The sequence below is a fragment of the Paraburkholderia phytofirmans OLGA172 genome (assembly GCF_001634365.1).
In the GTDB taxonomy this organism is placed as follows: Bacteria; Pseudomonadota; Gammaproteobacteria; order Burkholderiales; family Burkholderiaceae; genus Paraburkholderia.
On sequence record NZ_CP014578.1, the window covers coordinates 1,196,237 to 1,218,879 of the forward strand.

The window sequence follows — 22,643 nt, forward strand, 5'->3', positions numbered from 1 at the left end:
CGACGAATCAAGCGGGGCAATGACGATGGCTAACTGGCAACGGGTGACAGCAGCGGCAGTCGTCGCGCTGGCGGCGATTTCGGTGACCGCGGCGGCTCACGCCGCGGGCGACGCGGTGTCCGGTACGGCAGGCAAGCCAGGCAATCAGCCCGCGGGTGCGCCGATCCAGTTGGCGCTGATCGAAGGCATGTCCGGCCCATTCGCGAACGCGGGCGCGGCGGTGGAGCGCAATCTGCGCTTCGGCGTCGAACAGGTGAATGCGGCAGGCGGCGTGAAGCTCGCCGACGGCGCGCATCCGCTCGAACTGGTCGTGCTCGACAGCAAGGGCAGTACCGAAGAGGCGTTGGTGCAACTGCGCGCCGCCGCCGACCGGCACATCGGTTACATCATGCAGGGCAACAGTTCGGCAGTGGCGGCCGCGCTGATCGGCGCGATCGACAAACAGAACAGCCGCGAGCCGGGCAACCGCGAATTGTTCCTCAATTATTCCGCCGACGATCCGGCCCTGACCAACGCCAATTGCAGTTTCTGGCACTTCCGCTTCGACGCGCACGCGGGCATGCGCATGGATGCGCTGGCTGACGTGATTCAGCGTGACAAGGCGGTCAAGAAGGTCTATCTGCTGAACCAGGACTATAGCTTCGGCCACGATGTCAGCAGCCTCGCGCGCTCGACGCTGGCCGAGAAGCGGCCGGATATCGTGGTCGTCGGCGACGAATTTCATCCGATCGGACGCGTGAAGGACTTTGCGCCGTACATCGCAAAGATCCGCGCGAGCGGCGCGGACGCGGTTATCACCGGCAATTGGGGCAACGATCTGACGCTTTTGGTCAAGGCGGCACGAGAGCAGGGCCTGGACACCAGGTTTTACACTTTCTACGGCAACAGCCTCGGCGCGCCTGCCGCGTTAGGGGACGCCGGCGTCAGGCATGTGATCGCAGTGGCCGACTGGCACCCGAACGCCGGAGGTGCGGCCTCCGATGCCTGGTACGCGGCGTTTCGCGCCCGTTTCCCGGCCGCACAGGACGACTACCCGGTGCTGCGCATGCCGTTGATGATCGAAACGCTTGCCGCGGCGATGAGCCGCGCCGGCAGTGCCGACCCGACGGCTGTCGCCCGGACCCTGGAGGGGATCAAGTTCGACAACGGCTTTCACGCCTCGTGGATGCGGGCCGATGACCATCAGCTGATCCAGCCCCTTTACGTGATGGAGATGGACAAGGCCGGCACGCCGGGCGTCAAGTTCGACAACGAAGGTTCAGGCTACGGCTTCCGCACGGTGCTGGCTTTGCCGCCCGAGCGCACGGCGCCGACGACCGTATGTAAGATGAAACGGCCGTAAAGCGGGCTCCGGGCCAACCCGAACCGCCCACGATCCGGCCCGGCACAGCAGGGTTCGCGGCCGGATTGGGCTGTGCTACAATACGCGTCCCGTTGTGTGGCATGGCTAAAAGTATGCGTACACGGGTAACCCACGGCACGGCCTTTCTTCCGTGACCGCCTGTCTAGTTCTCAAGGAAATCGACATGTCCGCAGTTGAAACAAGCAAGAAGTCCGAAGTCGTTGCGCAATTCGCACGCGCAGCTAACGACACCGGCTCCCCCGAAGTTCAGGTCGCGCTGCTCACGACCCGCATCAACGAACTGACCGTTCACTTCAAGGCCCACACGAAGGATCACCACAGCCGCCGCGGTCTGCTGCGCATGGTGAGCCGCCGTCGTAAGCTGCTCGACTACCTGAAGGGTAAGGACGCGGATCGTTACCGCGCACTGATCGAGAAGCTGGGTCTGCGTAAGTAATCGGCCAGTCGTTCAGCAAGATGCCTGTGTCAGTTCCACTGATACAGGCATTTTGTTTTTGCACGGTGCGCTTCATGTGATGCGCGCCGCCTGCCGGTCGCGGTAGCGTGACGATTCATGCGGCGGCTAGTAGGGAAGCAGCAGTAAGAAAGTAGCAAAAAAGCAGAAATACGGCCGGGCTTCAGGGCAGAGCTTTGTGTCATTCCAGCGGTTCGCGCGCGTACATCACGTAAGGCGTGGTTCTCTGGAATGGCATAACACTACTCTTCCCGTGTGGCGCCGGTCCTGGCGTTGCCGCGCCGCTTCTGGTCCGCGCGGCATAACGAAGAGGAAAAGCAATGACTATGTTCAATAAGATCGTCAAGGAATTTCAGTGGGGCCAACATAAGGTTCGCCTCGAAACGGGCGAAATCGCTCGTCAGGCGAGCGGTGCGGTGATCGTCGACGTCGAAGACACCGTTGTGCTGGCGACTGTGGTCGGCGCCAAGACCGCCAAGCCGGGTCAGGACTTCTTCCCGCTGACCGTCGATTACCTCGAAAAGACCTACGCTGCAGGCAAGATCCCCGGTGGTTTCTTCCGCCGTGAAGGCCGCCCGTCGGAAGGCGAAACGCTGATCTCGCGCCTGATCGATCGACCGCTCCGCCCGCTGTTCCCGGAAGGCTTCTACAACGAAGTCCAGGTCGTGATCCACGTCCTGTCGCTGAACCCCGAAATCCCCGCTGACATCCCCGCGCTGATCGGCGCGTCGGCGGCGCTCGCCATTTCCGGTTTGCCGTTCAACGGCCCGGTCGGCGCAGCACGCGTGGCCTACATCAATAACGAATACGTGTTGAACCCGACGCGTCCGCAGATGAAGGAATCGGCACTCGATCTGATCGTCGCCGGTACGGAACGCGCGGTGCTGATGGTGGAATCGGAAGCACAGCAACTGACCGAAGAAGTGATGCTCGGCGCAGTGGTGTTCGGCCACGAACAAATGCAGGTCGCGATCGACGTGATCCACGAACTGGTTCGCGAAGGCGGCAAGCCGGAATGGGACTGGAAGCCGGCTGCCAAGAATGAGCCGCTAATCGCCCGCGTGTCGGAACTGGCGCAAGCCGAACTGCTCGCCGCTTATCAGATTCGCGACAAGCAAGCCCGATCGGCCAAGCTGAAGGAAGTCTACGCAGCGACGTCGGCCAAGCTGGAAGAAGAAGCAGCGGCAGCCGGCACGGTTGCAGCGGACAAGGCTAGCGTCGGCAACGTGCTGTTCGACATCGAAGCGAAGATCGTCCGTACGCAGATCCTGAACGGCGAGCCGCGTATCGACGGCCGCGACACGCGCACCGTGCGCCCGATCGAAATCCGTACCGGCGTGCTGCCGCGTACGCACGGCTCGGCACTGTTCACGCGTGGCGAAACGCAGGCTATGGTGGTCGCAACGCTGGGCACCAAGGGCGACGAGCAGAATATCGACGCGCTCGAAGGCGAGTACCGCGAACGCTTCATGCTCCACTACAACATGCCTCCGTTCGCGACCGGCGAAACGGGCCGCGTCGGTTCGCCGAAGCGCCGTGAAATCGGTCACGGCCGTCTGGCCAAGCGCGCGCTGGCTGCATGCCTGCCGAGCGCCGACGAATTCGGCTACTCGATCCGCGTCGTTTCGGAAATCACCGAATCGAACGGTTCGTCGTCGATGGCTTCGGTGTGCGGCGGCTGCCTCGCCCTGATGGACGCCGGCGTGCCGATGAAGGCGCACGTCGCCGGCATCGCGATGGGCCTGATCCTGGAAGGCAACAAGTTTGCCGTGCTGACCGACATCCTCGGCGACGAAGATCACCTCGGCGACATGGACTTCAAGGTGGCGGGTACTGAGCAAGGCGTGACCGCCCTGCAGATGGACATCAAGATCCAGGGCATCACCAAGGAAATCATGCAGGTCGCCCTCGCGCAAGCGAAGGAAGGCCGTATGCACATCCTTGGCAAGATGACCTCGGCGGTGTCGGGTGCGAACACGGTGCTGTCGGACTACGCACCGCGCATGATCACCATCAAGATCAATCCGGAAAAGATCCGCGACGTGATCGGCAAGGGTGGTTCGGTGATCCGCGCGCTGACCGAAGAAACCGGCACGACGATCGATATTTCGGACGACGGCGTCGTCACCATCGCCAGCACGAGCAGCGAAGGGATGGCCGAAGCGAAGAAGCGTATCGAGAACATCACGCTGGAAGTCGAAGTGGGCCAGGTCTACGAAGGCACCGTGCTCAAGCTGCTCGATTTCGGCGCGATCGTGAACATTCTGCCGGGCAAGGACGGTCTGCTGCACATCTCCGAAATCGCCAACGAGCGTATCAAGGACATCAACGACTACCTGAAGGACGGCCAGCAAGTGAAGGTCAAGGTTATCCAGACGGACGAAAAGGGCCGCGTGCGCTTGTCGGCCAAGGCGTTGCTGAACGACGCCGCGAACGGCGCGCCGCAAGGCGAGCCGACGCCGCAGTAATGCTGTAGTAAGGCGACGGCCGGCAGCGCGAATGCGTGCCGGCCGTTTTTCATGAAGGGTGCAGGGTGGATTGCGTTGCAAGCAGGCGCAAGCGGGTGCAAACCGGCACAAACGGGTACTCTGTCTGCATGAAGCGCTTCGTCGCAGTTCTGACGATTTCCGCCACTTCCTGCCAGTAGGCAACGCAATCCAATCTTGGAGTAGACGCAAATGAAAGCGATCGAAATCACTGAATTCGGCGCGCCTGAAGTCCTCAAGCTGGCGGAGCGGCCCATGCCGCAGCCGAAAGCGGGCGAGGTGCTGATCAAGGTGGCGGCATCCGGCATCAACCGTCCGGACGTGTTCCAGCGCAAAGGGGGTTACGCGCCGCCGCCGGGTGCTTCGGACCTGCCGGGGCTGGAAGTGGCGGGTGAGATCGTCGGCGGCGCCATCGACGAGAAGAATAATCCGTTTGGTCTGAAAGTGGGTGACCGCGTGTGCGCATTGCTCGCGGGCGGCGGCTACGCGGAATATGCGACCGCGCCGCTGCTGCAGTGCTTGCCGGTGCCGGCTGGATTGTCGGATGTCGAGGCGGCTTCGCTGCCGGAAACATTCTTTACGGTGTGGAGCAATGTGTTCGACCGTGCGCAACTCGGCAGCGGCGAAAGCGCGTCGAACGAGACGCTGCTGGTGCAGGGCGGCTCCAGCGGCATCGGTGTGACAGCGATTCAGATCGCGCATGCGCTGGGTTTTCGCGTGTTCGCCACGGCCGGATCGGACGAGAAGTGCCGTGCGTGCGAAGCGCTCGGTGCGGAGCGTGCGATCAACTACAAGACTGAGGATTTCGTCGAGGTCATCAAGTCGCTGACGAACGATCGCGGTGTCGATGTGATCCTTGACATGGTGGCGGGCAGTTATGTGCCCCGTGAGTTGACCGCACTGGCCGACGGCGGGCGCATCGTGCTGATCGCCTTGCTGGGCGGCGCGAAAGCCGAGTTGAATCTGAGCGAAGTGCTGCGCCGCCGTTTGACGGTGACGGGTTCGACGTTGCGTCCGCGGCCGGTCGAGTTCAAGGCGAAGATCGCCGCGCAATTGAAAGAGCGCGTGTGGCCACACCTTGAAGATGGCCGCATCAAGCCGGTGGTGCACCGTGTGTTTCCGGCCGCGCGGGCCGCCGAAGCGCACGCGCTGATGGAGAGCAGCACGCACGTCGGCAAGATCGTGCTGACTTGGGGCCAGGACGCTTGACGCGGCCAGTTTGACCCGATCCACCCCACGCAGTAAAATTGCGCGTTTTGCGCGCGCCGCATGAATCCGAAAGGCGGGCTAAATAGCGCGAACTAGGCGCAAACCAAGTCCGCCGCCAAGACAAGACGAGACGATGTCGAAACAACGAGCCAAGCTGGTAGTCGGTAACTGGAAGATGCACGGGCGCCTCGCCGAGAATGCGACGCTGTTGCAGGCAGTGGCGCAAGGTGCGGCCGAATTGCCGGCTGACGTGCGCGTCGGTGTCTGCGTGCCGTGCCCTTATCTCGCGCAGGCTCAATCACTACTGGAAGGTAGCAAGGTCGTGTGGGGCGTGCAGGACGTCTCCGCATTCACGCATGGGGCCTATACCGGCGAAGTGGCTGCGCAAATGGTGGTGGATTTCGGCGCCACGCTCGTGATCGTTGGGCACTCGGAGCGCCGTGCTTATCACCGTGAAAGCGCAGAGTTGGTTGCGGTGAAGGCGCAGCGTGCACTGGAAGCGGGTTTGACCCCGATCGTGTGTGTCGGCGAAACGCTCGAAGAGCGTGAAGCCGGTTCGACGGAGCAGGTAGTCGGCGCGCAACTGGATGAAGTGTTGGCGAAGCTGTCGGTGGATGACGCGGCACGCATCGTCGTCGCGTATGAGCCGGTCTGGGCGATTGGTACCGGCAAGAGCGCTACATCGGATCAGGCGCAGGCAGTGCATGCGTTCCTGCGTTCGCGTCTGGCGACCAAGGGCGCGGCGGTGGCGGATGTGCCGGTGTTGTATGGCGGCAGTGTGAAGCCGGAAAACGCGGAAGAATTGTTCCGCGAGCCGGATATCGATGGTGGCCTGATCGGCGGCGCGTCGTTGAAAGACCAGGATTTCCTGGCGATCTGCAGGGCGGCGGCCGCGACGAGCGTCGCTGGTTAAGCGGGGCGCCTTGGCGAGGATGACCCAATCCCGCGCGGCACACATTGTGTGGCGCGGTTAAATAAAGACTCAGGTGAGTGTGATGCTGTATTTGAAAACATTGATTATCGTCGTTCAGCTGTTGTCGGCACTTGGGGTCATCGGCCTTGTCTTGCTGCAACACGGCAAAGGCGCCGATATGGGCGCTGCTTTCGGTAGCGGCGCATCGGGCAGTCTGTTCGGCGCGACCGGTTCGGCAAACTTTTTGTCGCGTACCACGGCCGTGCTCGCGGCCGTGTTTTTTGTAACCACATTGACGCTTACATACCTCGGCGCGTATCGTGCAAAACCGTCCGCAGGCTTGCTGGGCGCGGCTGTGACTGCGCCTGTCGCGCCTTCCGCTGCGTCCGCGCCGGCCGGCGGTTCGGCAGTATTGCCGGCATCGGCTGCGTCCGTCCCGGCTACGGATGTGCCGAAATAAATTTTCGTTAAATGTGCTTTGGTGCGTTGAACAAACTGTTTAAACCAGTTACAATCTAAGTCTTGAAGCGATTCGCGGGTTTTATAAGTTGTTTTCCCGGATTGCAGTTAGTGCCGACGTGGTGAAATTGGTAGACACGCTATCTTGAGGGGGTAGTGGCGAAAGCTGTGCGAGTTCGAGTCTCGCCGTCGGCACCAAATGTTATCTAAATGCCAGCCGCTTGCTTCGCTTCGGCTGGCATTTTCACTTCTGACGCGCGGCTTGCGTTGGGCTTGCGGCATGTACGTTGCCGAAGTGATTTCGCGTCAGGAGTGCTATGCTCTTGGCGGCATTCAGAACCAACCGATAGAGGATAGTCTTGAACCTCGCAGCCTATTTCCCCGTCTTGTTGTTCCTCATTGTGGGCACCGGTTTAGGCGTAGCACTGGTCAGCATTGGCAAGATCCTCGGTCCCAACAAGCCCGATACCGAGAAAAACGCACCGTACGAGTGCGGCTTCGAAGCATTCGAAGATGCGCGCATGAAGTTCGACGTGCGTTACTACCTCGTCGCCATTCTCTTCATCATTTTCGACCTTGAAACCGCGTTCCTGTTCCCGTGGGGTGTGGCCCTGCGCGATATCGGCTGGCCCGGCTTCATGGCGATGATGATTTTCCTGCTCGAATTCCTGCTGGGCTTTGCCTATATCTGGAAGAAGGGCGGCCTCGACTGGGAATGATGGATTAATCGCCGGTTTGCGTGGGTGGCCAAGGCTTGCCGCCCCGTCTGGAGTGGAAAGCAAATGAGTATCGAAGGGGTCTTGAAGGAAGGGTTTGTCACCACTACGGCAGACAAACTGATCAACTGGACGCGCACTGGCTCGTTGTGGCCGATGACGTTCGGTCTCGCGTGCTGCGCGGTCGAGATGATGCATGCGGGCGCTGCCCGTTATGACCTCGACCGTTTCGGCGTGGTATTTCGTCCGAGTCCGCGCCAGTCGGACGTGATGATCGTCGCCGGCACGCTGTGCAACAAGATGGCGCCGGCGCTGCGCAAGGTCTATGACCAGATGGCCGAGCCGCGCTGGGTGATTTCGATGGGCTCGTGCGCGAACGGCGGCGGCTACTACCACTATTCCTATTCGGTAGTGCGCGGCTGCGACCGGATCGTGCCGGTCGACGTCTACGTGCCGGGCTGCCCGCCTACGGCGGAAGCGCTGGTGTACGGCGTGATCCAGCTGCAGGCCAAGATCCGTCGCACCAACACCATCGCCCGTCAATAAGGCCAACGCCTCCCCCACAATATGGCAAGCAAACTCGAGACCCTGAAAGCGAACCTCGAGGCGGCCTTTGGCGGCCTCCTGCTGAGCACCACCGAGGCAATCGGTGAGTTGACGATCGTCGTGAAGGCGAGCGACTACATCAATGTGGCAACGCGTCTGCGCGACGACCGCTCGCTCGGTTTCGAGCAGCTGGTCGATCTGTGCGGCGTCGACTATCAGACCTACGCCGATGGCGCATACGATGGCCCGCGTTTCGCGGCCGTTCTGCATTTGTTGTCGGTGCAGAACAACTGGCGTGTGCGTCTGCGCGTGTTCGCGCCGGACGACGAAGTGCCGATCGTCGCGTCGGTCGTCGATATCTGGAGTTCGGCCAACTGGTACGAGCGCGAAGCATTCGACCTGTACGGCATCATCTTCGAGGGTCACCCGGACCTGCGCCGCATCCTGACCGACTACGGTTTCATTGGTCACCCGTTCCGTAAAGATTTCCCTGTCTCCGGCTACGTCGAAATGCGTTACGACCCGGAAGAGAAGCGCGTCGTCTATCAGCCCGTGACGATCGAGCCGCGGGAAATCACGCCGCGCGTGATCCGCGAGGATCGCTATGGCGGTCTGAAACACTAAGAGAACGCCATGGCAGAGATCAAGAACTACACGCTCAACTTCGGCCCGCAGCATCCGGCTGCGCACGGTGTGCTGCGCCTCGTGCTCGAACTCGACGGCGAAGTCATCCAGCGCGCCGATCCGCACATCGGCCTGCTGCATCGCGCGACCGAAAAGCTCGCGGAAACCAAAACCTTCATCCAGTCCGTGCCGTATATGGACCGCCTCGACTACGTGTCGATGATGGTCAACGAGCACGGCTACGTGATGGCGATCGAAAAGCTGCTCGGCATCGAGGTGCCGGTTCGCGCGCAGTACATCCGCGTGATGTTCGACGAAGTCACGCGGGTGCTGAACCACCTGATGTGGATTGGCGCGCACGCACTCGACGTCGGCGCGATGGCGGTCTTCCTGTACGCGTTCCGCGAACGCGAAGACCTGATGGACGTGTACGAAGCGGTGTCCGGTGCACGGATGCACGCGGCTTACTACCGTCCGGGTGGCGTGTACCGCGATCTGCCTGACGCAATGCCGCAATACAAGGCGTCGAAGATCCGCAATGCAAAGGCGCTGTCGAGGATGAACGAGAACCGTCAAGGTTCGCTGCTCGACTTCATCGACGATTTCTTCACGCGTTTCCCGAAGTGCGTCGACGAATACGAAACGCTGCTCACCGACAACCGGATCTGGAAGCAGCGTCTGGTCGGTATCGGCGTGGTCAGCCCGGAGCGGGCGCTGAACCTCGGCATGACCGGCGCGATGCTGCGCGGCTCGGGTATCGAGTGGGATCTGCGCAAGAAGCAGCCGTACGAAGTCTACGACAAGCTCGATTTCGACATTCCGGTTGGCGTGAATGGCGACTGTTATGACCGGTATCTGGTTCGTGTCGAAGAAATGCGCCAGTCCACGCGGATTGTGAAACAGTGCATTGAGTGGCTGCGCAGGAATCCGGGGCCGGTGATGATCGACAATCACAAGGTTGCGCCGCCGTCGCGGGTTGGCATGAAGTCGAACATGGAAGAGCTGATTCACCACTTCAAGCTCTTCTCGGAAGGCTTCCATGTGCCGGAAGGCGAGGCCTACGCTGCGGTCGAACATCCGAAGGGCGAGTTCGGTATCTACCTGATCTCGGACGGCGCGAACAAGCCGTATCGCCTGAAGATTCGCGCGCCGGGCTATGCGCATCTGTCCACGCTCGATGAAATGGCGCGCGGTCACATGATCGCCGACGCTGTGACGATCATCGGCACGCAGGACATCGTGTTCGGCGAAGTGGATCGCTAGGACGTATTCATCAGCGCGCGTCTGCGGATTGCACCGCAGCGCGCGTCAGTCAAAGGAACGCCGGGTCTGTCGCACCATGCAACGCGCGACAGGTTTTCGTTCGGTAGGAATTGAAAGAGTCGTGTCTGAAAATGATCTCAGCTGAAGGCCTGAAAGAAATCGATCGTGCGATCGCGAAGTATCCCGCCGATCAGAAACAGTCCGCCGTGATGTCGGCGCTGGCCACTGCTCAGGAAGAGCATGGCTGGCTGTCGCCCGAACTCATGCAGTTCGTCGCGGACTATCTCGGCATGCCGGCGGTCGCCGTGCAGGAGGTGGCGACCTTCTACACGATGTACGAGACCTCGCCGGTCGGCAAGTACAAGATCACGCTCTGCACGAACCTGCCGTGCCAGCTCGGCCCGGATGGCGGCGCCGACAGCGCTGCTGACTATCTGAAGCAGAAGCTCGGCATCGACTTCGGCGAAACCACGGCGGACGGCAGGTTCACCCTGAAAGAAGGTGAGTGCATGGGCGCGTGCGGCGATGCGCCGGTGATGCTGGTGAACAACCATCGCATGTGCAGCTTCATGAGCCGCGCGAAGATCGACCAGCTGCTCGAGGAGCTTTCGAAATGACGTCTTTACACGATCGTCACATCAAACCGCTGATTCTCGCCGGCCTGAACGGCGACAACTGGCATCTCGAAGACTATGTGGCGCGCGGCGGTTACGCCCAGCTGCGCCGCATTCTGGAAGAAAAGATTCCGCCCGAGCAGGTGATCGCCGACGTCAAGGCATCGGGTCTGCGCGGCCGTGGCGGTGCGGGTTTCCCGACCGGTCTGAAATGGAGCTTCATGCCGCGCCAGTTCCCGGGGCAGAAGTACCTCGTCTGCAATTCGGACGAAGGCGAACCGGGCACCTTCAAGGATCGCGACATCCTGCGTTTCAATCCGCATGCGCTGATTGAAGGCATGGCCATCGGCGCGTACGCGATGGGCATCACGGTCGGCTACAACTATATCCACGGCGAAATCTGGGAAGTCTACAAGCGCTTTGAACAGGCGCTGGACGAAGCGCGCCGCGCCGGGTTCCTCGGCGACAACATCATGGGTTCGGGCTTCTCGTTCGAACTGCATGCACACCACGGCTACGGCGCCTACGTCTGCGGCGAAGAGACCGCGCTGCTCGAATCGCTCGAGGGCAAGAAAGGCCAGCCGCGCTTCAAGCCGCCGTTCCCGGCGAGCTTCGGCGTGTACGGCAAGCCGACCACGATCAACAACACCGAGACGTTCGCCGCGGTGCCGTTCCTGCTCGCGATCGGTCCGCAGAATTACCTCGAAATCGGCAAGCCGAACAATGGCGGCACGAAGATTTTCTCGATCGCAGGCGACGTCGAGCGTCCGGGCAACTATGAAATTCCGCTCGGCACGCCGTTCGCGACGCTGATGGAACTGGCCGGCGGCATGCGCGGCGGCAGGAAGATCAAGGCCGTGATTCCTGGCGGTTCGTCGGCGCCGGTGATCCCGGGCGACATGATGATGCAGATGGACATGGACTACGACTCGATCGCCAAGGCGGGCTCGATGCTCGGCTCGGGCGCGGTCATCGTGATGGACGAAACGCGTTGCATGGTGCGTTCGCTATTGCGGCTGTCGTATTTCTATTACGAAGAGTCATGCGGTCAGTGCACGCCGTGCCGCGAAGGCACCGGCTGGCTGTATCGCGTCGTGCATCGTATCGAACACGGGCAAGGCCGTCCGGAAGATCTGGATCTGCTGAACTCGGTCGCCGAGAACATCATGGGCCGCACGATTTGCGCGCTCGGCGATGCAGCGGCCATGCCGGTTCGCGGCATGCTCAAGCACTACTGGGACGAATTCGAATATCACGTCGCCCACAAGCGTTGCCTCGTCGGCGGTCACGCCGGCGCGGCAGCGGCGGCGGAAACAGTGGCTGCCTGAGTGCCCGGATAAGTACACCAGATAGCGCACCAGAACACGTCATCCGCGGGATTCATCGCCTGACACGGGCGCTGAACAGGGCGAACGATTGAGCGGTAACAGGTTAAGGAAGATTGACCATCATGGTTGAACTTGAAATAGACGGCAAGAAAGTAGAAGTGCCTGAAGGCAGCATGGTGATCCAGGCTGCGCATAAGGTCGACACGTACATTCCTCACTTCTGCTATCACAAGAAGCTGTCGATTGCGGCCAACTGCCGGATGTGTCTGGTCGATGTCGAAAAGATGCCGAAGGCGGTGCCCGCATGCGCCACGCCGGTGTCGGCGGGCATGATCGTGCGCACCAAGTCGGACAAGGCCGTGAAGGGTCAGCAAGCCGTGATGGAATTCCTGCTGATCAACCACCCGCTGGATTGCCCGATCTGCGACCAGGGCGGCGAGTGCCAGCTGCAGGATCTGGCGGTGGGCTACGGCAAGTCGTCGTCGCGCTATAGCGAAGAAAAGCGCGTGGTGTTCCACAAGAACGTCGGCCCGCTGATCTCGATGGAAGAAATGTCGCGTTGCATTCACTGCACGCGTTGCGTCCGCTTTGGCCAGGAAGTGGCCGGCGTGATGGAGCTCGGCATGCTGGGCCGCGGCGAGCATTCGGAAATCACGTCGTTCGTCGGCAAGACGGTCGACTCCGAACTGTCGGGCAACATGATCGACCTGTGCCCGGTGGGCGCGCTGACCAGCAAGCCGTTCCGCTACAGCGCCCGCACGTGGGAACTGTCGCGCCGCAAGTCGGTGAGCCCGCACGATTCCGTCGGCGCGAACCTGGTGGTGCAAGTCAAGAACAACCGCGTGATGCGGGTTCTGCCGTTCGAAAACGAGGCCATCAACGAATGCTGGATTTCGGACAAGGACCGCTTCTCGTACGAAGCCCTGAATAGCCCGGAACGCCTCACGCAGCCGATGCTCAAGCAAGGCGGCAAGTGGGTCGAGACCGACTGGCAAACCGCGCTCGAATACGTGGTCAAGGGTCTGAAGGGCATCAGGGGCGAGCACGGCGCGAATGCGCTGGCCGCGCTCGGCAGCGCCCACAGCACGGTCGAAGAACTGTTCCTGCTGAAGCAGCTGGCCCAGGCGGTCGGCACGCCTAACGTCGACTTCCGTCTGCGTCAGTCGGATTTCTCCGCACCCGTCAACGGTGCGCCGTGGCTCGGCACCTCGATCGCCGATCTGTCGAACCTCGACGCCGCATTGGTGATCGGTTCGGATCTGCGCCGCGATCATCCGCTGTTCGCCGCGCGTCTGCGTCAGGCTGCCCGGAGCGGTACGAAGCTCACGCTCGTGCAGGCCACCAATGACGACGCGATGATTCCGCAGGCGCGCCGCGTGGTTGCCGCACCGTCGGCATGGCTCGACGCACTGGCCGGCATCGCCGGCGCGGTCGCGGAAGCAAACGGCGCGGCGTTGCCGGAAGCCTTCGCCGGCACCCAACCGACGGACACCGACAAACAGGTCGCGAAGTCGCTCGCCACCGGCGCACACCGCGTGGTGCTGCTCGGCAACGGTGCGGTCCGTCATCCGGACTTCGCCGCGATTCACGCGGCGGCGCAATGGATCGCGGACGCGACCGGCGCAACGCTGGGCTTCCTGACGGAAGCCGCCAACACGGTCGGCGCGCATCTGGTGAACGCATTGCCGGGCGAGGGCGGTTTGAACGCTCGCGAAGTGTTCGGGCAACCGCGCAAGGGTTATGTACTGCTGAACGTCGAACCCGAGTTCGACACCGCCAATCCGGCGCAGGCTTTGGCCGCGCTGAAGCAGGCTGAAATGGTCGTTGTGATGTCGCCGTTCCAGATCGGAGCCGACTACGCCGACGTGCTGCTGCCGATCGCCCCGTTCACGGAAACGGCTGGCACGTTCGTCAATGCCGAAGGGACGGTGCAGACGTTCAACGGCGTCGTGCGCCCGCTCGGCGACACGCGTCCGGCATGGAAGGTTCTGCGTGTGCTGGGCAGCCTGCTGGGTGTGCCGGGCTTCGAATTCGACACGTCGGAAGAAGTGCGCACGGCAGCCCTCGGCGATGGCGGGATCAGGTCGCGTCTGTCGAACAGGACGGGCGTCACGGTTGCACGCGGCAAGGCAGCGAAGGCCGCGGAAGGCCGGTTCGAACGTATCGCCGACGTGCCGATTTACCACGCCGACGCGCTGGTGCGTCGCGCCGAGTCGCTGCATCTGACGGCAGCGGCACGTGCCGCGAATTCGGCCGGTCTGCCCGCTGCGCTGTTCGACAAACTGGGTTTGAAGGAAGGCGACGCCGTGCGCGTGCGCCAGGGCGAGCAATCGGTGCAGTTGCCGGCCGTGCGCGACGCGAATCTTGCGGAGACGGTCGTCCGCGTATCGGCGGCTACGCCTGCCGGTGCAGCGCTGGGCAGCCTGTTCGGTGAACTGCTGGTGGAGAAGGCGTAAATGAGCTTGTTCGATACGATCAACTCGGGCGGCACCCAGCTTCTCGGTGTGGCATGGCCCACGGTGTGGGCACTGGTGCGCATCCTGGTGGTGGCCGTCGTGATCCTGCTGTGCGTGGCGTACCTGATTCTGTGGGAGCGCAAGCTGATCGGCTGGATGCACGTGCGTCTCGGCCCGAACCGCGTGGGCCCCGCAGGCTTGCTGCAGCCGATCGCCGACGTGCTGAAGCTGTTGCTGAAAGAAGTGATCCAGCCGGCCCAGGCGAGCCGCTGGATCTACATGATCGCGCCGATCATGGTGGTGGTGCCGGCCTTCGCGGTGTGGGCGGTGATTCCGTTCCAGGCGGGCGCGGTGCTCGGCGACATCAACGCGGGTCTCCTGTACGCGATGGCGATTTCGTCAGTCGGTGTGTACGGCGTGATCCTGGCGGGCTGGGCGTCGAACTCGAAATACGCGTTTCTCGGCGCCATGCGCGCGGCCGCTCAGATGGTCTCGTACGAAATCTCGATGGGCTTCGCCCTCGTCGTCGTGCTGATGACCTCGGGCAGCCTGAATCTGTCGGATATCGTGACGTCGCAGGAGCGCGGCATCTTCGCCGGCTACGGCTTGAATTTCCTGTCGTGGAACTGGCTGCCGCTCCTGCCGATGTTCGTCGTGTACTTCATCTCGGGCATCGCCGAAACGAACCGTCACCCGTTCGACGTGGTGGAAGGGGAGTCGGAAATCGTCGCGGGCCACATGATCGATTACTCGGGGATGGCGTTCGCGCTGTTCTTCCTCGCCGAGTACATCAACATGATCGTGATCTCGGCATTGGCTGCAACACTGTTCCTCGGCGGCTGGAGCGCACCGTTCGGCTTCCTGTCGTTCGTCCCGGGCATCGTATGGCTCGTCGCCAAGGTTTTCCTGCTGCTGTCGGTATTCATCTGGGCGCGTGCCACGTTCCCGCGCTATCGCTATGACCAGATCATGCGTCTGGGCTGGAAGATTTTTATTCCGGTTTGCGTGGTGTGGCTCATCGTGGTCGGCTTCTGGATCATGTCGCCGTTGAATATCTGGAAATAAAGGGCGGATGAACCCATGACCGCAATCCAAAACTTTTTCAAGACCTTCTTCCTGACGGAGCTGCTCAAAGGCCTCGCGCTGACCGGACGTTATGCGTTCCAGCGCAAGATCACGGTGCAGTTCCCGGAAGAGAAGACCCCGATTTCGCCGCGTTTCCGCGGCCTGCACGCGCTGCGCCGGTATGAAAACGGCGAAGAGCGCTGTATCGCCTGCAAGCTGTGCGAAGCGGTGTGCCCGGCGCTCGCCATCACGATCGAATCGGAAACGCGTGCGGACAACACCCGCCGCACGACGCGTTACGACATCGACCTGACCAAGTGCATCTTCTGCGGTTTCTGCGAAGAGAGCTGCCCGGTCGATTCGATCGTCGAGACGCACATTCTCGAATATCACGGCGAAAAGCGCGGCGACCTGTACTTCACGAAGGACATGCTGCTGGCCGTGGGCGATCGCTACGAAGCGGAGATCGCGGCGAACAAGGCAGCCGATGCACCGTATCGTTGAAGCGCTTCTGCTGAAGCGGTAAATGCGGCAGCAAATGCGGCAGTAAATGCAGCAGCAAATGCAGCAGCAAATGCAGCAGTAAATGCAGCAGTAACACGGCCTGTTGTCGGGCCAAGCGCCGCGGCCTGACCGCCGCGGCACGGCGCACCTGTGTGGGTGTTTTTCCAGACGCAGGTGCCAAAGAACAATGCCTGACGATGGCCTAACGATGAACCGGTAATCATGGAATTCACGACCGTACTGTTCTACATCTTCGCACTGCTCCTGGTGGTTTCAGGGCTGAAGGTGATCACCTCGCGCAACCCGGTGTCGTCCGCACTGTTTCTGGTGCTGGCGTTCTTCAACGCGGCCGCGATCTGGATGCTGCTGCAGGCCGAGTTCCTCGCGATCCTGCTGGTGCTGGTGTACGTCGGCGCGGTGATGGTGCTGTTCCTGTTCGTCGTGATGATGCTGGACATCAACATCGACGTGCTGCGCAAAGACTTCAAGCGCTTCGTGCCCATGGCCACGCTGGTGGGCGCGATCATCGTGATCGAGACCGCGCTGATCCTGTGGCACGGCTACGGCGCGACCGCCACGGCGCTGCGCGACACCACGGCTGCCGCGAACGGGATGGCCGGCTGGTCGAACACCCGCATCATCGGCAAGGTCATCTACACCGACTACATCTTCGCGTTCGAAGTCGCCGGCCTCGTGCTGCTGGTGGCGATCATCGCGGCGATTGCGCTGACCACGAGTCACAAGAAAGACAGCAAGCGCCAGAACGTCAGCGAGCAGGTCAAGGTGCGTGCCCAGGACCGCGTGCGCATCGTGAAGATGGCCTCGGAAAAGACCGCGGCAACTGTCGCGGCGGAAGAAGCCGCCGCAGCGGCAGCCGCGGCCGACCCGGCACCCGCCAGGAACAGCTGAGCGCACAGGAGAGAGAAACCATGTTGACCCTTGCTCATTACCTTGTCCTCGGCGCGATCCTGTTTGCGATCAGCGTCGTCGGTATTTTCCTGAACCGCCGCAACGTCATCATCATCCTGATGGCGATCGAACTGATGCTGCTGGCGGTGAACACCAATTTTGTCGCGTTCTCGCATTACCTCGGCGACGTGCATGGCCAGATCTTCGTCTTCTTCGTACTGACGGTTGCAGCAGCGGAAGCGGCGATCGGACTCGCAATTCTGGTGACCCTGTTCCGTAGCCTCGACACGATCAATGTCGAGGACCTCGATCAGCTCAAAGGTTAATTTCAGGTAAAGCGGTTATGTCAACGACACTCAATGAAAACCTGCTGCTGGCGATCCCGCTGGCACCGCTGGCCGGCTCCCTGATTGCGGGGCTGTTCGGGAAAGCGGTAGGGCGCGCCGGTGCGCACACGGTGACGATCCTCGGCGTCGCGGTCTCCTTCATCCTCTCGGTCATGGTCTTCCTCCAGGTGATGGACGGCGCGAGCTTCAACGCGACCATCTATGACTGGATGCAGATCGGCAGGACGAAGTTCGAGATCGGCTTCCTGGTCGACTCGCTGACGGCGCTGATGATGTGCGTGGTGACCTTCGTGTCGCTGATGGTGCACATCTACACGATCGGCTACATGGCCGACGACGACGGCTACCAGCGCTTCTTCTCGTACATCGCGCTGTTCACGTTCTCGATGCTGATGCTCGTGATGAGCAACAACTTCCTGCAGCTGTTCTTCGGCTGGGAAGCGGTGGGCCTGGTGTCGTACCTGCTGATCGGCTTCTACTTCACCCGTGAGAGCGCGATCTACGCGAACATGAAGGCGTTCATCGTGAACCGCATCGGCGACTTCGGGTTCCTGCTCGGCATCGGCCTGCTGTTCGCTTTCGCCGGTTCGATGAACTACGGCGACGTGTTCGCGAAGCGCACCGAACTCGCGGCATTGAGCTTCCCGGGCACGGACTGGGGCCTGCTGACGGCCGCCTGCATTTGCCTGTTCATCGGCGCGATGGGTAAGTCGGCGCAGTTCCCGCTGCACGTCTGGCTGCCGGATTCGATGGAAGGCCCGACCCCGATCTCCGCACTGATTCACGCGGCAACCATGGTGACGGCCGGTATCTTCATGGTCGCGCGCATGTCGCCGCTGTTCGAACTGTCGGATACGGCGCTGTCGTTCGTGATGGTGATCGGCGCGATCACGGCGCTGTTCATGGGCTTCCTCGGGATCGTCCAGAACGACATCAAGCGCGTGGTGGCGTACTCGACGCTGTCGCAGCTCGGTTACATGACGGTCGCACTCGGCGCATCGGCTTACTCGGTCGCCATCTTCCACCTGATGACGCACGCGTTCTTCAAGGCGCTGCTGTTCCTCGGCGCGGGTTCCGTGATCATCGGCATGCACCACGATCAGGACATGCGCAACATGGGCGGCCTGCGCAAGTACATGCCGATCACGTGGATCACGTCGCTGGTCGGTTCGCTGGCGCTGATCGGCACGCCGTTCTTCTCGGGCTTCTACTCGAAAGACTCGATCATCGACGCAGTGAAGTTCTCGCATCTGCCGGGTTCGGGTTTTGCGTACTTCGCGGTGGTGGCGAGCGTGTTCGTTACTGCGCTGTATTCGTTCCGTATGTACTTCATGGTGTTCCACGGCAAGGAGCGCTTCCGCGATCCGAAGCATCCGGAATCGCCGATGGGCATCGAGGCGGCTGCGCATGCGCATGATGATCACGGCCATGACGCGCACGGCCATGGTCATGGTCACGACGACCACGCGCACGAGCCGCATGAAACGCCATGGGTGGTGTGGGTGCCGCTGGTGCTGCTGGCGATTCCGTCGGTGGTGATCGGTGCGATCGCTGTCGCGCCGATGCTGTTCGGCGACTTCTTCCAGCACGGCGTGGCGTTCGACAAGGTGATCTTCGTCGGCGAAAACCATCCGGCGCTGCATGAGATGGCGGAAGAATTCCAGGGCTGGGCGTCGATGGGTCTGCATTCGGTCTCAGGCCTGCCGGTGTGGCTGGCGCTCGCGGGCGTGCTGGTCGCGTGGTTCCTGTACCTGGTTCGTCCTGATCTGCCGGCTGTCATCAAGCGCGCGTTCGGTCCGATCTACACGCTGCTCGACAACAAGTACTACATGGACAAGATCAACGAAGTGGTGTTCGCGCGGGGTGCCGTGGCGATTGGCCGTGGTCTCTGGAAGGAAGGCGACGTCGTGGTCATCGACGGCATCGTCAACGGCAGCGCACGCTTTATCGGCTGGTTTGCCAGCGTGATCCGCTTCCTCCAGTCCGGCTACATCTACCACTACGCGTTTGCCATGATTATCGGCATGCTGGGGCTCCTGACCCTGTTTGTAACGCTCGGCGGCAAATAAGGCGAGGGACACTAATGCACGCTTATCCGATTCTCAGTATCGCGATCTGGTTACCGATCCTCGTAGGTCTACTGGTCCTGGCTATTGGTTCCGACCGGAACCCGGCTCCGGCGCGCTGGATTGCGCTGATCGGCTCGGTCGTCAGCTTCATCGTGACGATCCCGCTGATTACGGGTTTTGATTCGAGCACCGCCGATCTGCAGTTCGTCGAAAAGGCGAACTGGATCGAGCGCTTCAATATCACGTACCACCTGGGTGTCGACGGCATCTCGATGTGGTTCGTTGTGTTGACCGCATTGATTACGGTGATCGTCGTGATCTCCGCGTGGGAAGTCATCACGAAGAATGTGGCCCAGTACCTGGCTTCGTTCCTGATCCTGTCCGGCATCATGGTCGGCGTGTTCAGCGCAGCGGACGGCATGCTGTTCTACGTGTTCTTCGAAGCGACGCTGATTCCGATGTACATCATCATCGGCGTGTGGGGTGGGGCGAACCGCGTGTATGCGGCGTTCAAGTTCTTCCTGTACACGCTGATGGGTTCGCTGCTGATGCTGGTTGCATTGCTGTACCTGTACATCCAGACCGGCACGTTCGACCTGGCGACCTGGCAGAACACGCAGATCGCCATGACCCCGCAGGTGTTGCTATTCATAGCGTTCTTCCTGGCCTTCGCCGTGAAGGTGCCGATGTGGCCGGTTCACACGTGGTTGCCTGACGCCCACGTGGAAGCGCCGACCGGCGGCTCGGTCGTGCTGGCCGCGATCATGCTGAAGCTAGGCGCGTATGGTTTCGTGCGCTTCTCGCTGCCGATCGCACCGGACGCAAGCCACTTCCTCGCACCGGTCGTCATCGCGCTGTCGCTGATCGCGGTGATCTACATCGGTCTGGTAGCGATGGTGCAGGCTGACATGAAGAAGCTGGTCGCGTACTCGTCGATCGCGCACATGGGTTTTGTGACGCTCGGCTTCTTCATCTTCAACCAACTCGGCATGGAAGGCGCGATCGTGCAGATGATTTCGCACGGTTTTGTGTCGGGCGCAATGTTCCTGTGTATCGGCGTGTTGTATGACCGTATGCACTCGCGCCAGATCGCCGATTACGGCGGCGTCGTCAACGTGATGCCGAAGTTCGCGGCATTCGTGATGCTGTTCTCGATGGCCAATTGCGGCTTGCCGGGTACTTCCGGTTTCGTCGGCGAGTTCATGGTGATTCTGGCTGCTGTCCAGTACAACTTCTGGATCGCAGGCGGCGCGGCTGTCACGTTGATTCTCGGCGCGGCCTACACGCTGTGGATGTACAAGCGCGTGTACTTCGGCGCGGTCGTCAACGATCACGTGAAGAGCCTTCTCGACATCAACCGTCGTGAGTTCTTCATGCTGGCAGTGCTCGCTGCACTGACGATGTTCATGGGCCTATATCCGAAGCCCTTTACCGATGTGATGCACGTATCCGTGGACAACCTCCTCTCCCACGTTGCGCAGTCCAAGCTGCCGTTGCCACAGTAATGCAGAGCGGAGGAATTTAAAGACCATGCAAAACGCCCCTATGACTGCTCTGCTGCCCGACGCACTGGTGATGCTCGCCGTTGTCGTCGCGTGGCTCAACGACACGTTCGTCGGCGATGCCGGTCGCCGTACCACGTATTTCATCGCGGTCATCTCGACGCTCGTGGCCGGCATCTGGTTCGCACTGAACGCGTTCGATCCGCAAGTGCACTACTTCTTCGGCCACATGTACGTGGTGGATTCGTTCGCCAACGTGATGAAGGCGGTAGTGACGCTCGGCTACACCGTGTCGATCGTTTATTCGCGCAAGTACCTCGAAGATCGCGCTCTGTTCCGCGGCGATTTCTTCCTGTTGGGCATGTTCTCGTTGCTCGGCCAGCTCGTGATGATCTCCGGCAACAACTTCCTGACGCTGTACCTCGGTCTGGAATTGATGTCGCTGTCGCTGTACGGTGTGATCGCACTGCGTCGTGACGCCGCACAATCGAACGAAGCAGCAATGAAGTACTACGTGCTCGGCGCAATGGCTTCCGGTTTCCTGCTGTACGGCATCTCGATGCTGTACGGCGCGACCGGCTCGCTCGACCTGAACGAAGTGTTCAAGGCGATCGGCACGAGCCACTACGATCCGAGCGTGCTGTTGTTCGGCGTGATTTTCATCGTGGCTGGCGTGGCGTTCAAGATGGGCGCGGTGCCGTTCCATATGTGGGTGCCTGACGTGTATCAAGGTGCACCGACGGCGATGACGCTGCTGGTCGGTGGCGGTCCGAAGGTGGCGGCATTCGCGTGGGGCCTGCGCTTTCTCGTGATGGGCCTGCTGCCGCTGGCAGTCGAATGGCAGCAAATGCTGGTGATCCTGGCCGCGCTGTCGCTGATCGTCGGCAACATCACCGGCATCGTGCAACGCAACGTGAAGCGCATGCTCGCGTACTCGGCGATCTCGAACATGGGCTTCGTGCTGCTTGGCCTGCTGGCAGGCGTGGTGGATCAGAAGACGACCGGCGCGGCCAATGCGTACGGCTCGGCCATGTTTTACAGCATCGTCTACCTGATTACGACGCTGGGCACCTTCGGCATCATCATGCTGCTGGCACGCCGCGATTTCGAAGCTGATACGATCGACGACTTCAAGGGCCTGAATCAACGCAGCCCGGTGTTCGCTTTCGTCATGATGGTGATGATGTTCTCGCTCGCCGGCATCCCGCCTGCGGTCGGCTTCTACGCCAAGCTCGCCGTGCTGCAGGCAACCATGAATGCCGGGTTGACCTGGCTGACCGTGTTGGCCGTGATCACGTCGCTGTTCGGTGCGTTCTACTACCTGCGTATCGTCAAGCTGATGTACTTCGACGAGCCGCAAGACAAGTCGCCGATCCTCGCCGACACGGGCACGCGTGCTTTGCTCGCGCTCAATGGTGTTGCCGTGCTGGTGCTCGGTATCGTGCCGGATCCGCTGTTGAAGGCCTGCCTGCAGGCTATCCAGCACACGCTGCTGCTCTGATGTCGGCTGCGGGTTGGTTTATCGTCTTGTTGGCGCTGGTCGGCGCCAACCTGCCATTCCTGAATCAGCGTCTCTTCGCCGCGGTGCCGTTGAACGCGGCGAAGAAGAGCGCCTGGATCCGGATCGCCGAATTGATCGTGCTGTACTTTGCGGTCGGCGCGCTCGGTTTTCTGCTGGAAGCGCGCGCGGGTAACCGCTTCGAACAGGGGTGGCAGTTCTACGCGATCACGTTTGCGTTGTTCGTCGTGTTCGCTTTCCCCGGTTTTACCTTCCAGTATCTCGTCAAACGCCGCTGACGGCGTCTCGCCGTCGCGC

Annotated in this window: 22 protein-coding genes and 1 tRNA gene; 22 read left to right on the forward strand and 1 reads right to left on the reverse strand. The window is 61.4% G+C overall.

Annotation, left to right across the window (positions count from 1 at the left end; all coding sequences use genetic code 11):
- Positions 1-19: 19 nt before the first annotated feature.
- The 16 genes from AYM40_RS05145 to nuoI all read left to right on the forward strand — a co-directional run bounded on the left by AYM40_RS05145 (position 20) and on the right by nuoI (position 16,000).
- Positions 20-1,342: a branched-chain amino acid ABC transporter substrate-binding protein gene (locus AYM40_RS05145; RefSeq protein WP_063497847.1), complete on the forward strand. Its 1,323-nt coding sequence runs from the start codon at positions 20-22 to the stop codon at positions 1,340-1,342.
- Between the two features lie 184 nt (positions 1,343-1,526).
- The gene (gene rpsO / locus AYM40_RS05150) at positions 1,527-1,799 is read left to right on the forward strand and encodes a 30S ribosomal protein S15 (RefSeq protein ID WP_011487489.1); all 273 of its coding nucleotides are present in this window, start codon (positions 1,527-1,529) and stop codon (positions 1,797-1,799) included.
- A gap of 338 nt (positions 1,800-2,137) precedes the next feature.
- Positions 2,138-4,285: a polyribonucleotide nucleotidyltransferase gene (gene pnp / locus AYM40_RS05155; protein WP_181448406.1), complete on the forward strand. Its 2,148-nt coding sequence runs from the start codon at positions 2,138-2,140 to the stop codon at positions 4,283-4,285.
- 210 nt (positions 4,286-4,495) lie between these two features.
- Positions 4,496-5,512, forward strand: coding sequence for an NAD(P)H-quinone oxidoreductase (locus AYM40_RS05160; protein WP_063495289.1), 1,017 nt, complete (start codon positions 4,496-4,498; stop codon positions 5,510-5,512).
- 133 nt (positions 5,513-5,645) lie between these two features.
- Positions 5,646-6,425 (forward strand): triose-phosphate isomerase, encoded by a 780-nt coding sequence (gene tpiA / locus AYM40_RS05165; protein ID WP_063495290.1) that lies wholly within the window; start codon positions 5,646-5,648, stop codon positions 6,423-6,425.
- Between the two features lie 82 nt (positions 6,426-6,507).
- Positions 6,508-6,885 carry a preprotein translocase subunit SecG gene (secG, locus tag AYM40_RS05170; protein ID WP_063495291.1) on the forward strand — a complete coding sequence of 126 codons (378 nt, stop codon included), beginning with the start codon at positions 6,508-6,510 and terminating at the stop codon, positions 6,883-6,885.
- A gap of 112 nt (positions 6,886-6,997) precedes the next feature.
- Positions 6,998-7,082, forward strand: a tRNA-Leu gene (locus AYM40_RS05175).
- A 161-nt stretch (positions 7,083-7,243) separates the two neighbouring features.
- A complete protein-coding gene (locus AYM40_RS05180; protein ID WP_007175615.1) occupies positions 7,244-7,603 on the forward strand; it encodes an NADH-quinone oxidoreductase subunit A in 360 nt (119 codons plus the stop codon).
- 63 nt (positions 7,604-7,666) lie between these two features.
- Positions 7,667-8,146 carry a NuoB/complex I 20 kDa subunit family protein gene (locus AYM40_RS05185; RefSeq protein ID WP_006052903.1) on the forward strand — a complete coding sequence of 160 codons (480 nt, stop codon included), beginning with the start codon at positions 7,667-7,669 and terminating at the stop codon, positions 8,144-8,146.
- Between the two features lie 21 nt (positions 8,147-8,167).
- Complete coding sequence (locus AYM40_RS05190) at positions 8,168-8,770, forward strand: NADH-quinone oxidoreductase subunit C (RefSeq protein WP_063495292.1); 603 nt, start codon at positions 8,168-8,170, stop codon at positions 8,768-8,770.
- 9 nt (positions 8,771-8,779) lie between these two features.
- Positions 8,780-10,033: an NADH-quinone oxidoreductase subunit D gene (locus AYM40_RS05195; RefSeq protein WP_063495293.1), complete on the forward strand. Its 1,254-nt coding sequence runs from the start codon at positions 8,780-8,782 to the stop codon at positions 10,031-10,033.
- Positions 10,034-10,164: 131 nt separating this feature from the next.
- A complete protein-coding gene (nuoE, locus tag AYM40_RS05200; protein WP_063495294.1) occupies positions 10,165-10,650 on the forward strand; it encodes an NADH-quinone oxidoreductase subunit NuoE in 486 nt (161 codons plus the stop codon).
- A complete protein-coding gene (gene nuoF / locus AYM40_RS05205; RefSeq protein WP_063495295.1) occupies positions 10,647-11,975 on the forward strand; it encodes an NADH-quinone oxidoreductase subunit NuoF in 1,329 nt (442 codons plus the stop codon). The genes nuoE and nuoF overlap by 4 nt, the downstream gene beginning before the upstream one ends.
- A 122-nt stretch (positions 11,976-12,097) precedes the next feature.
- Positions 12,098-14,431 carry an NADH-quinone oxidoreductase subunit NuoG gene (gene nuoG / locus AYM40_RS05210; RefSeq protein WP_063495296.1) on the forward strand — a complete coding sequence of 778 codons (2,334 nt, stop codon included), beginning with the start codon at positions 12,098-12,100 and terminating at the stop codon, positions 14,429-14,431.
- Positions 14,432-15,496 (forward strand): NADH-quinone oxidoreductase subunit NuoH, encoded by a 1,065-nt coding sequence (gene nuoH / locus AYM40_RS05215; protein WP_063495297.1) that lies wholly within the window; start codon positions 14,432-14,434, stop codon positions 15,494-15,496.
- A 15-nt stretch (positions 15,497-15,511) separates the two neighbouring features.
- On the forward strand, positions 15,512-16,000 hold the full coding sequence (gene nuoI / locus AYM40_RS05220; protein WP_063495298.1) for an NADH-quinone oxidoreductase subunit NuoI: 489 nt from the start codon (positions 15,512-15,514) through the stop codon (positions 15,998-16,000).
- Here nuoI and AYM40_RS41260 read toward each other — a convergent pair.
- A complete protein-coding gene (locus AYM40_RS41260) occupies positions 15,949-16,233 on the reverse strand; it encodes a hypothetical protein (protein WP_158515241.1) in 285 nt (94 codons plus the stop codon). The two genes, nuoI and AYM40_RS41260, sit on opposite strands and share 52 nt — an antisense overlap.
- Here AYM40_RS41260 and AYM40_RS05225 point away from each other — a divergent pair.
- The 6 genes from AYM40_RS05225 to AYM40_RS05250 are packed head-to-tail and all read left to right on the forward strand — an operon-like array spanning position 16,223 to position 22,624.
- Complete coding sequence (locus AYM40_RS05225; protein WP_063495299.1) at positions 16,223-16,909, forward strand: NADH-quinone oxidoreductase subunit J; 687 nt, start codon at positions 16,223-16,225, stop codon at positions 16,907-16,909. The two genes, AYM40_RS41260 and AYM40_RS05225, sit on opposite strands and share 11 nt — an antisense overlap.
- A gap of 20 nt (positions 16,910-16,929) precedes the next feature.
- The gene (gene nuoK, locus AYM40_RS05230; protein WP_013339863.1) at positions 16,930-17,235 is read left to right on the forward strand and encodes an NADH-quinone oxidoreductase subunit NuoK; all 306 of its coding nucleotides are present in this window, start codon (positions 16,930-16,932) and stop codon (positions 17,233-17,235) included.
- A 17-nt stretch (positions 17,236-17,252) separates the two neighbouring features.
- Positions 17,253-19,325, forward strand: a complete 2,073-nt coding sequence (nuoL, locus tag AYM40_RS05235) for an NADH-quinone oxidoreductase subunit L (RefSeq protein ID WP_063495300.1) — start codon at positions 17,253-17,255, stop codon at positions 19,323-19,325.
- A gap of 14 nt (positions 19,326-19,339) precedes the next feature.
- On the forward strand, positions 19,340-20,830 hold the full coding sequence (locus tag AYM40_RS05240) for an NADH-quinone oxidoreductase subunit M (protein ID WP_063495301.1): 1,491 nt from the start codon (positions 19,340-19,342) through the stop codon (positions 20,828-20,830).
- A gap of 25 nt (positions 20,831-20,855) precedes the next feature.
- A complete protein-coding gene (gene nuoN, locus AYM40_RS05245) occupies positions 20,856-22,328 on the forward strand; it encodes an NADH-quinone oxidoreductase subunit NuoN (RefSeq protein ID WP_063495302.1) in 1,473 nt (490 codons plus the stop codon).
- Entirely contained in the window at positions 22,328-22,624 is a 297-nt protein-coding gene (locus AYM40_RS05250; protein ID WP_063495303.1) for a DUF2818 family protein, read from the forward strand. The genes nuoN and AYM40_RS05250 overlap by 1 nt, the downstream gene beginning before the upstream one ends.
- Positions 22,625-22,643: the final 19 nt, after the last annotated feature.